This is a genomic window from Ligilactobacillus murinus, assembly GCF_003288115.1.
In the GTDB taxonomy this organism is placed as follows: Bacteria; Bacillota; Bacilli; order Lactobacillales; family Lactobacillaceae; genus Ligilactobacillus; species Ligilactobacillus murinus.
Map to the genome: position 1 here is coordinate 702,137 of NZ_CP023565.1, position 13,169 is coordinate 715,305.

At 37.9% G+C, this 13,169-nt stretch carries 12 protein-coding genes; all 12 read right to left on the minus strand.

Going from position 1 to position 13,169, the window contains the following annotated elements:
- Window positions 1–373: 373 nt before the first annotated feature.
- A complete protein-coding gene (locus tag CPS94_RS03485) occupies window positions 374–1,648 on the minus strand; it encodes an MFS transporter (protein ID WP_238145380.1) in 1,275 nt (424 codons plus the stop codon).
- A gap of 171 nt (window positions 1,649–1,819) precedes the next feature.
- Window positions 1,820–3,100, minus strand: a complete 1,281-nt coding sequence (locus CPS94_RS03490) for an MFS transporter (protein ID WP_112195069.1) — start codon at window positions 3,098–3,100, stop codon at window positions 1,820–1,822.
- 345 nt (window positions 3,101–3,445) lie between these two features.
- On the minus strand, window positions 3,446–4,369 hold the full coding sequence (locus CPS94_RS03495) for a tyrosine-type recombinase/integrase (protein WP_112195067.1): 924 nt from the start codon (window positions 4,367–4,369) through the stop codon (window positions 3,446–3,448).
- An 87-nt stretch (window positions 4,370–4,456) separates the two neighbouring features.
- Window positions 4,457–5,296: a metallophosphoesterase family protein gene (locus tag CPS94_RS03500; protein ID WP_112195065.1), complete on the minus strand. Its 840-nt coding sequence runs from the start codon at window positions 5,294–5,296 to the stop codon at window positions 4,457–4,459.
- Between the two features lie 15 nt (window positions 5,297–5,311).
- A complete protein-coding gene (locus CPS94_RS03505; RefSeq protein ID WP_112195063.1) occupies window positions 5,312–5,779 on the minus strand; it encodes a hypothetical protein in 468 nt (155 codons plus the stop codon).
- A 301-nt stretch (window positions 5,780–6,080) separates the two neighbouring features.
- Window positions 6,081–6,992: a DMT family transporter gene (locus CPS94_RS03510; protein ID WP_112195060.1), complete on the minus strand. Its 912-nt coding sequence runs from the start codon at window positions 6,990–6,992 to the stop codon at window positions 6,081–6,083.
- Window positions 6,993–7,062: 70 nt separating this feature from the next.
- A complete protein-coding gene (gene murI, locus CPS94_RS03515; protein WP_112195058.1) occupies window positions 7,063–7,848 on the minus strand; it encodes a glutamate racemase in 786 nt (261 codons plus the stop codon).
- A 71-nt stretch (window positions 7,849–7,919) separates the two neighbouring features.
- The gene (locus CPS94_RS03520) at window positions 7,920–9,080 is read right to left on the minus strand and encodes a pyridoxal phosphate-dependent aminotransferase (RefSeq protein ID WP_089135173.1); all 1,161 of its coding nucleotides are present in this window, start codon (window positions 9,078–9,080) and stop codon (window positions 7,920–7,922) included.
- Window positions 9,081–9,195: 115 nt separating this feature from the next.
- Window positions 9,196–9,732 (minus strand): biotin transporter BioY, encoded by a 537-nt coding sequence (locus CPS94_RS03525; protein ID WP_112195056.1) that lies wholly within the window; start codon window positions 9,730–9,732, stop codon window positions 9,196–9,198.
- Between the two features lie 121 nt (window positions 9,733–9,853).
- Window positions 9,854–10,612: a DeoR/GlpR family DNA-binding transcription regulator gene (locus CPS94_RS03530; protein WP_004047718.1), complete on the minus strand. Its 759-nt coding sequence runs from the start codon at window positions 10,610–10,612 to the stop codon at window positions 9,854–9,856.
- Between the two features lie 212 nt (window positions 10,613–10,824).
- Window positions 10,825–11,751, minus strand: a complete 927-nt coding sequence (locus CPS94_RS03535; RefSeq protein WP_112195054.1) for a manganese-dependent inorganic pyrophosphatase — start codon at window positions 11,749–11,751, stop codon at window positions 10,825–10,827.
- Between the two features lie 193 nt (window positions 11,752–11,944).
- Window positions 11,945–12,895 (minus strand): LysR family transcriptional regulator, encoded by a 951-nt coding sequence (locus CPS94_RS03540; protein WP_112195052.1) that lies wholly within the window; start codon window positions 12,893–12,895, stop codon window positions 11,945–11,947.
- Window positions 12,896–13,169 lie beyond the last annotated feature (274 nt).

A 13,169-nucleotide genomic window follows, 5' to 3' on the forward strand; every position in this document is an offset into this window, starting at 1 on the left:
GCATCCCCAGTTCGAGTAATCATGAATTTTTTAAACTAAAGAGTTGCAAGGTTGCGGTGGCAAGTAACGAGCCACTTGTGTCGCCCAACATAAAGATGAACCCCATCAAACTCTCGGCCCTGGTCAAATGTTCTTCACCAATTTTTTGAACTAATGATGATGGTTGCAATTAATATGATGAGCAAGACGGTCAATAGCGGTCCGCGATAAACACAATTTAGTGTAGCCAAGATGAGGGATAGAAATTGCAGCATCATTAATTGCTCATAACTTAACTTTTCACCTTAAAAAAGAACCAATAATTAAGAAATGAAGATTTAAAGCTAATATACGGCTTTAAATGCAAGACCAAAGAAATCATCAGAAAACCCAATTATTTATCTTTGGAGCGATATATCACAATTTCTCTACCTATCATAAAGCTCACCAAAATCCCCAATTCAAGTAACCAGGTCAGCCTTAAACCAAAAAGTTGTAAGCAGATCGTTGCTTGTAAGGTACCAAATGGCGCAGCGAGTAACAAGATAAAATTATTGAGACTTTCGACCCGCGTCAAGTGTTCTTCGTCGATCTGTTGAATGAGATCTGTATAATATCTAGGGGCCATATAGCCACTCAAAAGCGTACCGATCAGCTTTAAGACTAAAACATTGACTAGCGAGAGTTCAAAAAAACAGCTGATCATAGCTAAGAAACTCGTTATGTTGATCAATATGATAATTTGGTCATACTTTATTTTTTCTAGCCAACTGATCCGCAAAAAGGACCCTAAAATCAGACCGATAAATGAAATGAATTGCCAAATAGCCAAGGTTTGCGCATAACTACCAAAGCGTAGCTCATTATTTGAGGCCATGGCTACGTTTAGCAATAACAGATAGCTAGCATAAATCATCTTACTTTCCGCTAACAGCCAAACTATTTTTAGCAAATGTCGCTCTTGCATATGCGTATATGCAAGTTTCATCTTTTTAAAAAAATCTTTGATCGAAAAATGTTCTTTGACTGTTCTTAAAGTTTTTACCGTATCATCGAACTTGATCTTTCGAATAAAAAATAATCCTAGGGCAAAAGTTAAGGCATTCAACAACGAAAGCGAAAAAAACTGACCAGGAAATAAAGTTAGCCATGCTGCTCCTAAGAATTGACCAAGAACTAAGCTCAAACTAAATAAAACAATATCTAAAGAAGAGATCGCACGCCGTTCACTGTGATCGATCCAAGTCTTCGAAAATGGAGCAAACATATTGCTGATATAGCCATCAATACTATCAGATGCCACATTAGAAAAAAGGATCAGCACAAATAAAGCTAGTGGCATTTGTACACGCAGCATCAAAAAAGCGATCACAAAATAGATCAAGACTTGAAACAAGTTAAGCCAAGCTGCTTTCTTAAGCCTTCGTGTTTCGCGGTCGGTCAGATATGCTAATATTGGATCAAAAAAACCAGGCAAATTTTCAAATAATTTAACAAGCGCGATCGCTAAAGTACTATATGTTTGTTTAGCAGCTAAGGTCAATAAAGCCAAGTTGTATAGTGCACTTCCGATACGATTGACAAACTTGGCACATATCAAATAACGCACATGTTTCTTTTTTCGTAAAACAACGATCAATTTAGCATTTGTCACCCTTTTTAAATTCATAGTTATCCCCCCAATAACCCCTGAAAATATTGAATACTTGCATTTCTATTATTGAAACTTTCATCTGATCTAGCGTCAAAGCGATAGTTAGATCAAGTTCTATGTTCATCTAGAGAACATGTCAAAGCCTCTATTAAATCTATTTTATCCTTTTTTTAAGATCCTAATACCCTAACCATAGCGACGCTTATTTCGATAGATCACGATCTCTCCGACTATTATAAAAAGGAGCGCTGCACCAAGCTCAAGTAGCCACGAAGTTTTTAAACTAAAAAGTTGCAGACAGATCGTTGTCAGTAAGATACCTAGTGGGGATGATATCAATAAAACGAAATTGATAAGACTATCAACACGAGTTAGCTGTTCTTCATCAATGACCTGGAGCAGATCAGTATAATATTTAGGTGTCATGTATCCACTAAGAATGACACCGATCAATTTAAAAAACAGCGTATATCCTAATGGTAATCCAAGAAAGCAACTGCCTATAGCAAATACAAGCGCTCCATTAGCCAACATAATAAGTTGCCCATAACTCAATTTTTCTAACCAATTAAATCGTAAAAATGAACCTAAAATTAGTCCGATAAAAGAAGTGAGTTGTAAAACGACTAAAGTTTGCGAATAACTTCCAAAGCGTAAGTTACTAGTCGAAACCATGGCAACGTTTAGTAGCAATCCATATCCCAGGGCTATCACTTTGACAAACGTAAGTAACCACATAGTCTGCAGAACATGTTTTTGTTGCATATGCGAATACGCTAGTCTCATCTTTTGCAAAAAATCAGTAACTGAGAAATGATTTTTTGCTGACATTACCGTTTTTACTGTATCATCGAATTTGATCTTTTTTAGAAAAAACAAGCTCAAAGCAAAGGTTACAGCATTCAAAAGTGCTAGTCCCCAAAAATTATTGGGATATATGACTAACCATTGTGCACCAACAAGCTGACCGATAATTATACTTAAACTGAATAAAACAATATCCAGTGAAGAAATTTCGCGACGTTCACTTTGGTCGATCCAAGTTTTTGAAAACGGAGTAAACATCTTACCCATATAGCTATCGAGTAGATCTGACAATACATTTGCTAATAAGATAAATACAAATAAAGCTAGTGGCATCTGGTATTTAAGCAACAAAAAAGCAAGCATAAAATAAAGCAAAATTTGGGCTATATTAAGTAAAGCAGCTTTTTTGAGGCGTTTAGTTTCTCGATCAGTCATGTAAGCTAAGACAGGATCAAGCAAGCCAGGTAAATTTTCCCCCAATTTTACTAATGATATCGCTAAAGTACTATATGTTTGTTTAGCAGCTAAAGTCAATAAAGCCAAGTTGTATAGTGCACTTCCGATGCGATTGACAAACTTAGCACATAGCAAATAACGTACATGTTTCTTTTTTCGTAAAACACCGATCAATTTAGCATTTGTCCCCCTTTTTAAATTCATAGTTATCCCCCCTCAGTAAACTTTGAAAATATCTAATACCAGTATTACCGTTATTGAAACTTTCATCTGGCTTAGTGTCAAAACGATCTATTATCTACTAATAAAAAATATAATTTTTTAATTAATTTTACCAAGTTTTAAAATACAACAGATCTATATGTTTTAAATTACAGTTACTATAGCACATTAAGACGAAAAGTAATAATACTTTTATGATTAAAATATACTAATTATAATTTCAATTAGAAAAGTATTGTACTTCATAACAATGTTGCTGCTAGGGATGTACAATATCAGTTTTTCGAATTATTTCCAATAAAAAAACGTTGGCTTTCAAACCAACGTCTACTTAAAGATCGCATCACTGATCCGATCACTACTCTTGTTATTTAAACTGTTCAAATGATGGGCATAGATCTCAGTCGTCTGAATGTTTGTATGCCGTAAAAGCTGTTGTGTCTCTTCTAAAGTTGCTCCATTCAATAAGTTGAGCGTTGCACTGGTATGGCGTGTGCTGTGAGCAGTCAAACGTGGACTATTGTAGCCGGCTGCAATAAAACATTTTTTGACGATCCCACGAATGCTTCGTGTCGAAAGCCGTTTGCCTAAATTATTGTTGGAAGTCGAAGCAAATAACGGTGCTTGACTATTGAATTCTTTGCGAGCACGCAAGTATTCACGGATCGCGGTCTCAACTTGGTCGGGCATTCTGATCGGCGCGTCTTTTTCAATATGTCCTTTACCTTGAACATATAAAACGACCACATCACTACTGACACGCATATCTTCAATATTGGCACGTCTGACCTCGATCGTTCGCAAGGCCATCGTCAACATCAAAGCTAACATTGCATAATCACGTTTACCTTTGAGTGTACTGCGATCGATATTTTCCAAAACTGCCGCCGCTTGCTTAGAAGTCAAGTAATCTTTTTTATGTTCCGTCCCTAGCTTTAAACCCTTGACATTTTTAGCAATATCACGGTAAAGTCCCATTTCTTCGGTCCATTTGAAAAATTGTTTGACCGCCATTAGATAATTTTGAACGGTCGTTGGTCGTAACCCCATTGCTAGCAAAGATTCACGATAGTTTTTGACATCTTGCGGAGTCGGCTTTGTGATCTGTTGTTGTTTGGTGTAATTAAACCATTGTTTTAATGAGGTTTTATAAGTACGGATCGTATTAGGTGATGCATCGATAAAATTGATAAAGCGTTCTAAATAATCGATCTCAGCTAATTGTGTAGCTTGGCTAGTTTGTAGATCCATAAAATTTCCTCCTGTTAGTTGTTAGATCCCCAGCTTATTTTAAGCTGGGGATCGTTTATTTTTACTAAAGTTAAAGTAACTTTTTATTTATCGCATTTTATTTTGATAAGCGCGCACTTCTTGTTCATAACCATACTTTTCATTATACTGGGCTAATAATTCTTGATCATGCGTATAGACTTTACCGGTCGTCAAAAGTTTTTCATAAAGCTCAAGGTATGCAATATCAGCTTTTTTAGCTAATTCCAATTCTTTTTGGTGATCATAGGCGACTTTACAAAAAGCTATCCCGCCGATCCCAGCGTCATCGATCTCTAGCAAAGCATACTGTGCTCTAAGATCCGCTTGGAACTTTTTCCAATCACAAAATGGTTCACCGACTGACCCAGGATTTAACACGATCTGTTCTGCAGTCGTATAACGCATCAGTTGATGGTGCACATGCGCATAGACTGCTAGATCAGCCGAGATCCCCGCTAAAACGGCATCAAAGTCTGTTTGTGGGCGCGTAGGATATAACTTTTGACCATAATTTAGATCTGGCAAATTATGTGAGACACTGATCGTCAATGGACCACGTCTAAGTGTTTGTTGGATCGGATTTTTAGCTAAAAATTCTAATTCAGCTTGCCCTAGATCTTGACCACAAGCCATTGCCAATTTAGAAAAATACACATGACTAGGTTTGGTCAATTCGATCTTACCAGCTGACCCGTGTAACAACAGATCATCCCAATTGCCCCGGATAAATACTGTTGGCTGTAATGAATGGAGTAATTCTAAGATCTGTTTTCCCCCCGGTCCCGGCATCAAAATATCACCTAAGACCCAGACCTCATCAACTGCTTTAGCTTTGATATCAGCAATAACAGCCTCTAACGCTGTCAAATTACCATGGATATCCGAAATTATCGCTATTTTAGCCATCAAACCATCCCTATCTTAATCATTTACCAAATTGTTAGTCTTTGGTTTCAATAATTTCATACATTTACGTCGTTGCTTGACTACTGCCGTTTGCATCTCTTTCTTTGACCACTCGACTACCGGTGCGAATTCATATTTAACATACATATTTTTATCTTCAAAGCGTACATTCAAAATGGCATCGATCTGGACCCAGATCCCGGTACTTTCATCATAGATAAATTCCCCAACTTCAGAGACTTCACGAAATTCGTGCGGTTGATACATGATCTCGGCTTGAGTCGTCGTATATTCAGCCGACAGATCTGGCGTTTGGAGCTGTTGACATAAACAGTCATAATAGATAAATTCACCTGTAGCACGTGGAACAACTTTAATACTTAAAATATTTATTACAACAAATGTGGCTTTGCGATAGTTAACAACATCGCCAATACTGATCACTTCATTTGAACGACGCCTGACCCGAATTTTTTCTAACATTGACTTTTTCAGCTATATAAAATGTGTAACAACATAATCTTTATTAATTATACTTGCGAAAGAAATATAGTTTTTCCCTTCCTAAACTTGAGACCTCCATCTAACGAACTGTGAGCAACTCTTCGCACATTTTTAACTTTCCGAACCGGTCACTCCAGTTAAATAGTAAATCTCAGTATACGAACTAATTCCAATAATAATATACTATCATTTTTCCTAAGTTTTAGCTATAACTTATGGAAACGTTTTAAAAATATAGCTAAAAAATACTCGCCAATATTTATGACGAGTATCGCTTCACTTAGACATTATTGGTAAATTTCTTTTTTCTTGGACGCCAATTCAAGGCTAAGACAGCAATAATGACCAAAAATGAGCCTAACAGATCTGCTCCACTGAGTTGTAGCCCAAAAAAGATGATCGAACCGATCGTTGCTGCTATTGGCTCAAAGGCATCTAGCATACTAGCTGTGGTGGGGCGGATATATTTCAAAGCATTAGTAAAGAGTTGAAACGGAATGATCGTCCCTAAAACGACAACAGCTAAAACTAATAATACTAATTCAAATGTCACAGAAAATGATTCAAAGCTGGGATGGATCACGGTCAAACCGATCCCCGCGATCAACAAGCCCCAACCGGTCACCGCCGTTGAAGAATAATGTTGTAATAAGCTACGAGGGATCAAAGTATTAGCTGCCCCGCCAACTGCTGAAAGTAAGCCCCAGATCAAAACAGCCGGTGTGATCGCTAATTGAGTCAGATCACCATGCGTTGCAAGCAAAGCTACACCTAAAAATGCCACCAACGCACTGATCACTTCGATCCGGCGTGGTCGTTGTTTTTGAAAGACAGCTAGATACAAAATAATGAAAAATGGTCCAACAAATTGTAAGATCGTTGCGATCGAAGCATCACCTAATTTGATCGCCATGAAATAACAAAATTGGACTGGAATTATTCCGCCTAGCCCATAAGCGATCGCCGTTTTTGCACTTTGCTTATTTTTCCAAAGCGCTAAGGGAGCTTCCTTTTTATAACTGGCCAAGGCTAATAATACTAGCCCCCCACCAAGCATCCGGATCTGACTCAATAAAAGTGGAGTCAAGTTAGGCTCGAGCTCAAAAATGAATTTAGCAAATAAGCCCGACACGCCCCAAAGAAAAGTCGACAAGATCGTCAGTAGCGTCCAAAGTTTTTGTTGTTTTGTCATTGTTATCCTCACTATCTAAAAAGTTCCAAAGAAAAGAGCTGAGAGATCTTCTCAGCTCAAAGTGACTGTGTTAATCAGCCAAGTTCATCAATTTTTGGCTCAACTCGAGCTCACCTGGTGTGGCATTACTATTTTCAAAAGTTATCTCACCAACTGCTTGGTTGGGTGAAAGTAATTGCTTTTGCGTCAATAAATGCTTCAACTCACGTGCTGCTCCTGCACCTCCGTCAAAAACAGCGACATCTTTTCCAACAACATCTTGGATCGCTTTTTTAACAAATGGAAAATGCGTGCATCCCAAAACGACCGAATCAACGTTTCCTTTATACGGTGCTAATATATCTTCTAAATATGCATATAATTCTGCTGAATCTAATTCGCCTTTTTCGACAAACTCAACTAACTTAGGTGCTGGTAGCTTGATGATCTCACCTTGATCAGCAAAACGTTCCATCAAATGATTGAATTTTTCTTCCTTTAAAGTCAATGGAGTCGCCATCACTAAGACTTTAGAATCGGTTTGATGCAAAATAGCTGGTTTAACAGCTGGTTCCAGTCCGACGATCGGAATTTCTGGGTACTTTTGACGTAAATATGTGGCCGCAGCACTTGTCGCAGTATTACAAGCGATCACGATCGCTTTGACTTTTTTTTGTTGGATAAAATCCTCTACGATCGCTTCACTCAAAGCTTTGACTTTGGCTACACTTTTGGTACCATAAGGGGCATTTTTCGAATCCCCAAAGAAATAATAGCGCTCATTTGGCATGAGCTTATAGATCTCACGTAAGACACTGATGCCGCCGAGACCTGAATCAAATACTCCGATCGGAGCTAAAGCCTTGTTTTCCGTCATCACTATTCCTCATCTCTACTGCATTATTCACAATTAAATATTCTAACACTTTTTGACAGTGAGGAGTAGTCTTAATAATTATCAGTAAATTTTTTGATGCGTTCACTTGCTTGGCGGAGGTCGTCCATAGAAGCGGCATAACTTAAACGCACATACCCTTCGCCGCCTTGACCAAATGAAACACCTGGGATCAAAGCAACTTTAGCTTTTTTGGCTAACTCACGAACAAACTTCCATGAGTCATGCCCGCATTTAGCGGGGATCTTAGCAAATAAATAAAAGGCACCATCTGGTTTGACTACTTCAAAGCCAGCATCTGTTAAAGCTTGGCGCATAAAATCACGTCTAGCTTGATATTCCTTACGCATGCTCAAGGCATCATCTTTTCCTTTAGTCAATGCTTCTAAAGCAGCAAATTGAACATTTGTCGTTGGTGCTGTTACCATATATTGATGTGCTTTGACAACTTGTTCACTGAAATCTTTGGGCCCTAAAATAAAGCCTAACCGCCAGCCAGTCATCGCATGTGATTTAGATAGACCGCTGATCACGATCGTATTTTCGGGTAAGAAGCTTGCTAAGGAAACATGTTGTCCTTCATAAGTCAACTCAGCATAGACTTCATCACATAAAGCCCAAATATCATATTCAGCGATCACTTTAGCCAAAGCAACTAGTTGTTCTTTTGTATATGTTGCCCCGGTTGGATTACTTGGGTAGACTAACACGACTGCTTTGATATTTTTATCTTTATTTGCTTCTAAAGTAGCACGTAATTTTTCAGGTGTTAAAATAAAACCATCAGCGCTCGTATCAACTTGTAATACATCAGCTCCATTTAGCTGACTGATTGGAGCATAGATCGGAAAGACTGGTGTTGGCATTAAGACTGTATCTCCTGGATTTAAGATCGTTTGCAAACTCGCTGCGATCGCTTCAGTTGCTCCCACCGTCGTAATGATCTGTTCTGGAGTATGATCTAGAGCATATTTTTCCTTATAGTACTTAGCGGCAGCCCGTCGCAACTCCATGATCCCCGAATTAGGTGTATAGTGTGACTGATCTGCATTGATCGCCGCGATCGCAGCTTGTTTTACATGCTCCGGTGTATTAAAATCCGGTTCCCCTAATGTTAACTTAATGATCCCCTCGATCTGACTGACTTCCATATCGAATTGCCGAATGTCTGATACAGCAATAGCTTCGATCTTATGGTTAAATCTAGCTTGCATAAAAACAGTACCTCACTTTTTTAAATTTACTCCATTATATAGCAGATAGATTAAAATTTCCAAAGAATTTTCAGCAAATAAAAAATGCAGCCCATATGACTGCATTTTGGCATTGTTATATCTTAGCACTTCGTTTGGTAAATTCGCGATAATAGATCTGTGCGCATATGCATACTAAAATGACCTTAATTGCTCCTGGAAGAAGAAAAGGAACTGTTCCGATCAATAGAGCATTCTCCAAGTTGATATCGCTGATCACAAGTAACCACAGTGAACCACATAATAACTGCATTAGGGCTCCTAAGCTGTTAGCCAGTAATAACCAGTTAAATGTTTGCTTTTTAGCGACCATTGAGCCAACAATCATAACATAAACTAAAAAGCCCAATAAATAGCCTCCAGTATTACTAAATAAGACGCCTAGTCCCCCTTTAAAATTAGCAAAGACCGGTAAACCGATAAACCCCAATAATAGATACACTAAAATGGTCTGTAAACTATATCTTAGCGGTAAGATCGAGGCTAATAAGCCAACAGCCAATGTCTGAAGCGTCAACGGTATCATGGGCAAGGGGATCGTTAATTGTGAACAAACGATCAGTAAAGCGAGCATGATGCTAGCTAAAGATATGTAATATAATTTATTCTTCAAATTCACTCATCCTCTCTACTATCAATATCATAAGCATACGAGTTTCAAATTCCTTTGTCAACTTTAACGAAACTAAAAGTTTACTATATCTATAAAAAAGAAGCTAGCAGGCTTCTTTTTGCTAGGCTTCTTTTGTCACGATTATCTTAGTTTCAGGAGCAAACATCGCACGTTGTTCTGGTGTCGGTGCTTGGTCGGTGATAAATAACGAGATCTTATCCAAAGGGCAAATACGGTAATAGGATTTATTGACAAACTTTTGATGTTCGGCTACCAAAATGACTTTACGTGCCCGTTTGACCGCCATTCCAACGATCTGAGCATCATCTTGATCAAGTAAATAAGCACCATTTTCATCGATCCCGGATGCAGCAATAAAAGCTGTATCAAATACGACATTTTGTAATTCTTCGATCGCTAAATTTGAATAGAAATAACGGTTTTCATGATTCAAAGTCCCACTCAAAACCTTGACCCGTACCTTATTATGCTCAGCTAAAGCCATACAATTATCTAAAGAATGAGTCACGATCGTTAGAGGCATATTGATATTTTGACAAGTCTTCAATAAGATCGTCGACGAATCGACAAAATAAACATGATGCGGTTTAAAATAGGTCGCAGCTGCTAAGGCGATCTGCGTTTTTTGTTTAGTGAAACGGGCTAAACGGCTTTGAAAGTTTGGTACGCTACGCCCAAAATCTAATGGCAAGATCCCACCATGTGTACGTCTAACTTCACCACGTTTAGCTAACAACACGATATCACGTCGCGCAGTATCTTGTGAGATCCCAAATTCCTGCATGATATCTTTAGTCGACAATTCCTGCCTTTCTTCTAATAATTGTTTGATCAATTCAATTCTCTTTTCTTGACTCATCAAGCGCACCTCTTAACTAATTATCTATAATTATTATACCTTTAATTATCAGCAATTAAAAGCATTTATAATGATGTACTTATTTAAAATAGGCGAATTCCCTTAAAAAATAGCTTATTTTTAGTAAATCCCGATTTATTTTCCCTCCTGAAAAATAAAAAGCGCACACGTCCTTAAATGAACGCATGCACTATACTTGATCAGATCAACTTTTAAGCGTTAAAAGCTGCTTCTAATTGTGGGACGATCTGTTTTTTACGGGAAACAACACCCGGTAGATCAACTTTGTCAGCCACCAATTCTTTTTCAAAAGCCTTTTCGACCATTTCCTTAGGTTCGCCAACAACTAAAAGACGTGTATTGGAGTCTAAGATGTTAGTTACCATCAACAAGAATAGATCGTAACCTTCAGTGGCTGATTGTTTTTCGATGGCTGCACGTAAAGCAGCTTCACGTGCGAAAACTTCATCAAGATCGACTGTGTTTACTTGATCGACCCGGACTGTCTTACCACCCATATCAAATGATTTTGCATCAGCTGTGATCAATTCTTCTTCTGTCTTACTTGCCAAGTTTGTACCGGCTTTAAGCATTTCAAGGCCATAAGCTTCAAGATCTACATTAGCGATCTTGGCTAAAGCTTTTGCAGCGGCTTCATCTTTAGCTGTGGTTGTTGGTGATTTGAATAGTAAAGTATCAGAAACAATAGCAGATAACATCAAACCAGCCAATTTAGCTGGGATCTCAACGTTATTTTGCACGAATTCACCGTAAATGATCGTACTTGTACAGCCAACTGGCTCAGCGTGATAGTACAAAGGTGCAGCTGTCGCAAAGTTAGCGATCCGGTGATGATCGACAACGTGTGTGACTGTCACATCAGCAATATCAGCGACACTTTGTTGTTCTTCGTTGTGATCGACCAACATTACAGCTTCAACTTCAGGTGTTGCCTTTTCGATCACACGTGGTGCTGGTTCTTCAAAATGTTCTAAAACAAATTTTGTTTCTTCGTTTGGTGTCCCCAAAGCCACAGCTTCGACTTCATTGCCCAAAGCGTTTTGTAAAAAGGCGTAAGCTTTAGCAGCTACGATCGCATCTGTATCTGGATTTTTATGTCCGAAAACTAATTCTTTCATCAAAAATATCTCCCATCTAAAGTATTCCTAACTTTAATAATTCTACCACACAACTAGCTAAACTTAAATAACAATAAGAAGCTGTGACATAAGTCTTTTATTTGACTTTCAAACATTGGGTTTGACACTACAAAAAGAGCCCACCACGATACTTATTGCAGCGTGATGGGCCCATTTATGTGAGACTGCTGACTTATAAGCTTTCTTTGAGACGTGAAACGTAATCTTTTTTAGCTAGATAGCTGTCAAAAGTTTTCAAAAAACTATTGATACGTGGGATCTGATCTTTACCACGTCTAAAGACAAAGGCCAAATCGAACTTGATCTCTGGTTCAAATAACGCCATCCCCATCTCACCATGATTTTTAGCCGTCACAAACGACATTGGTAGTGCAGTATAACTACCAGTTCGTTTAGCAAATTCAAAAAGTTGTTCCGGTGTTGCAAAGTGAGCTACACTATTAGGATGATCGACCATTGCATTCTTATAAGCTTCTCTGATCGTATCATTTAAGTAGTATTGTGGTGGATATGTCACCCATTTATTGTTCAAAGTGTCCTTGAACCGCACGCGCTTACGCTTTTCTAAGCGTTCGTTGTTGTGCAAGAAGATCAAGTCTTCGGTGATGATCTTTTTAGTTTCGTATGGTTTCCAGTTTTTGATACTTTCATCTGGAAGATACATTACCGCTAAATCGATCGTATTATTTTCTAAGCGCTCCCAAATCTCCTTACGCGTCAACATATGTGTGGAAAGTTTGATACCATTATTTTTTTCGTAATACTTGATCGCAAAATCCGTGAAGACTTGATCCTCGATCGAAGCTAAGATCCCAATGTTGATCGTCCCTTGAGTCGCACTTGTTGATTGTTGGATCTCATCAGCTGCTTTATTTAATGTTTCATAGATCTGGTGAGTTGCATCTAACATAGTGTAGCCTGCATCAGAAAGGTGTAACTTTTTACCAACTGAATAAAATAGTGGTGCTCCGACTGTTCGCTCTAATTTCTTTATTTGTTGAGTCAATGCCGGTTGTGTGATCCCCAAGATCTGAGCTGCTTGGGTATAACTCATCGTTTCAGCTAATTGCAAGAAATAGGTCAACGTCTTTGATGAAAAGATGTTTTCTTGTTGTGTCTTCATATAAGTATATCCTTTCCCGTAGCATTATCCTTCATTAATTCAAATGCCAAATATCTTATCCTTATATAAATAATTATACTATATTATGATAGTAATGTTAAAACTTTTTGAACTCTCTAAGGGGAATAATTCCATTATAAGTGAAAATTTCTATAAGTAATAGAAATTTTGATAAATTAATGAATATAGTACATAAAATAAATAAAAAACGATAATCTATGCTTCCACCCATAAATTACCGTTATATCTAGTAGATAACTTCCACATGATCTAC

Coding starts and splice junctions, on each gene's coding strand:
- CPS94_RS03485 (WP_238145380.1), bottom strand. CDS start 1,648: ATGAATTTAAAAAGGGTGACAAATGCTAAATTGATCGTTGTTTTACGA.
- CPS94_RS03490 (WP_112195069.1), bottom strand. CDS start 3,100: ATGAATTTAAAAAGGGGGACAAATGCTAAATTGATCGGTGTTTTACGA.
- CPS94_RS03495 (WP_112195067.1), bottom strand. CDS start 4,369: ATGGATCTACAAACTAGCCAAGCTACACAATTAGCTGAGATCGATTAT.
- CPS94_RS03500 (WP_112195065.1), bottom strand. CDS start 5,296: ATGGCTAAAATAGCGATAATTTCGGATATCCATGGTAATTTGACAGCG.
- CPS94_RS03505 (WP_112195063.1), bottom strand. CDS start 5,779: ATGTTAGAAAAAATTCGGGTCAGGCGTCGTTCAAATGAAGTGATCAGT.
- CPS94_RS03510 (WP_112195060.1), bottom strand. CDS start 6,992: ATGACAAAACAACAAAAACTTTGGACGCTACTGACGATCTTGTCGACT.
- murI (WP_112195058.1), bottom strand. CDS start 7,848: ATGACGGAAAACAAGGCTTTAGCTCCGATCGGAGTATTTGATTCAGGT.
- CPS94_RS03520 (WP_089135173.1), bottom strand. CDS start 9,080: ATGCAAGCTAGATTTAACCATAAGATCGAAGCTATTGCTGTATCAGAC.
- CPS94_RS03530 (WP_004047718.1), bottom strand. CDS start 10,612: ATGAGTCAAGAAAAGAGAATTGAATTGATCAAACAATTATTAGAAGAA.
- CPS94_RS03535 (WP_112195054.1), bottom strand. CDS start 11,751: ATGAAAGAATTAGTTTTCGGACATAAAAATCCAGATACAGATGCGATC.
- CPS94_RS03540 (WP_112195052.1), bottom strand. CDS start 12,895: ATGAAGACACAACAAGAAAACATCTTTTCATCAAAGACGTTGACCTAT.